The organism is Pseudoalteromonas sp. SR43-3 (assembly GCF_014163875.1).
Lineage (GTDB): Bacteria > Pseudomonadota > Gammaproteobacteria > Enterobacterales > Alteromonadaceae > Pseudoalteromonas > Pseudoalteromonas distincta.
This window is the reverse complement of sequence record NZ_JACJEC010000046.1, coordinates 1-961: the sequence shown is the minus strand read 5'-3', so window position 1 is coordinate 961 and position 961 is coordinate 1. Positions and strand designations below refer to the sequence as shown.

The 961-nt window shown below is 41.5% G+C and carries 7 tRNA genes; all 7 read right to left on the bottom strand.

Annotation, left to right across the window (positions count from 1 at the left end):
- Window positions 1-35: 35 nt before the first annotated feature.
- The 7 genes from H5088_RS20130 to H5088_RS20100 all read right to left on the bottom strand — a co-directional run bounded on the left by H5088_RS20130 (window position 36) and on the right by H5088_RS20100 (window position 936).
- A tRNA-Thr gene (locus H5088_RS20130) sits at window positions 36-111 on the bottom strand.
- 102 nt (window positions 112-213) lie between these two features.
- Window positions 214-289, bottom strand: a tRNA-Phe gene (locus H5088_RS20125).
- 51 nt (window positions 290-340) lie between these two features.
- Window positions 341-416, bottom strand: a tRNA-Thr gene (locus tag H5088_RS20120).
- Between the two features lie 57 nt (window positions 417-473).
- A tRNA-Phe gene (locus tag H5088_RS20115) sits at window positions 474-549 on the bottom strand.
- Window positions 550-600: 51 nt separating this feature from the next.
- A tRNA-Thr gene (locus tag H5088_RS20110) sits at window positions 601-676 on the bottom strand.
- 57 nt (window positions 677-733) lie between these two features.
- Window positions 734-809 (bottom strand) — tRNA-Phe (locus tag H5088_RS20105).
- 51 nt (window positions 810-860) lie between these two features.
- Window positions 861-936: transfer RNA gene (locus H5088_RS20100), tRNA-Thr, on the bottom strand.
- Window positions 937-961 lie beyond the last annotated feature (25 nt).

The window sequence follows — 961 nt, the reverse complement described above, 5'->3', positions numbered from 1 at the left end:
TTAATTGTTATACTTTACAATTAACTTTATATAAATGGTGCCGACTAACCGAGTCGAACGGTTGACCTACTGATTACAAGTCAGTTGCTCTACCAGCTGAGCTAAGTCGGCACACAAAACTGTGTGCTAAGGCACGTTCAATTTTAAAGATTGAGAACTTTTATAAAGCACTTAAAATAAAAAAACCTTGCATAAGCAAGGCTTTTCAATAAATGGTGCCTCGACGCGGAATCGAACCACGGACACGAGGATTTTCAATCCTCTGCTCTACCGACTGAGCTATCGAGGCACATAAACTGTGCTAGTTAATTGTTATACTTTACAATTAACTTTATATAAATGGTGCCGACTAACCGAGTCGAACGGTTGACCTACTGATTACAAGTCAGTTGCTCTACCAGCTGAGCTAAGTCGGCACACAAAACTGTGTGCTAAGGCACGTTCAATTTTAAAGATTGAGAACTTAAAGTAAATGGTGCCTCGACGCGGAATCGAACCACGGACACGAGGATTTTCAATCCTCTGCTCTACCGACTGAGCTATCGAGGCACATAAACTGTGCTAATTAATTGTTATACTTTACAATTAACTTTATATAAATGGTGCCGACTAACCGAGTCGAACGGTTGACCTACTGATTACAAGTCAGTTGCTCTACCAGCTGAGCTAAGTCGGCACACAAAACTGTGTGCTAAGGCACGTTCAATTTTAAAGATTGAGAACTTAAAGTAAATGGTGCCTCGACGCGGAATCGAACCACGGACACGAGGATTTTCAATCCTCTGCTCTACCGACTGAGCTATCGAGGCACATAAACTGTGCTAATTAATTGTTATACTTTACAATTAACTTTATATAAATGGTGCCGACTAACCGAGTCGAACGGTTGACCTACTGATTACAAGTCAGTTGCTCTACCAGCTGAGCTAAGTCGGCACACAAAACTGTGTGCTAAGGCACG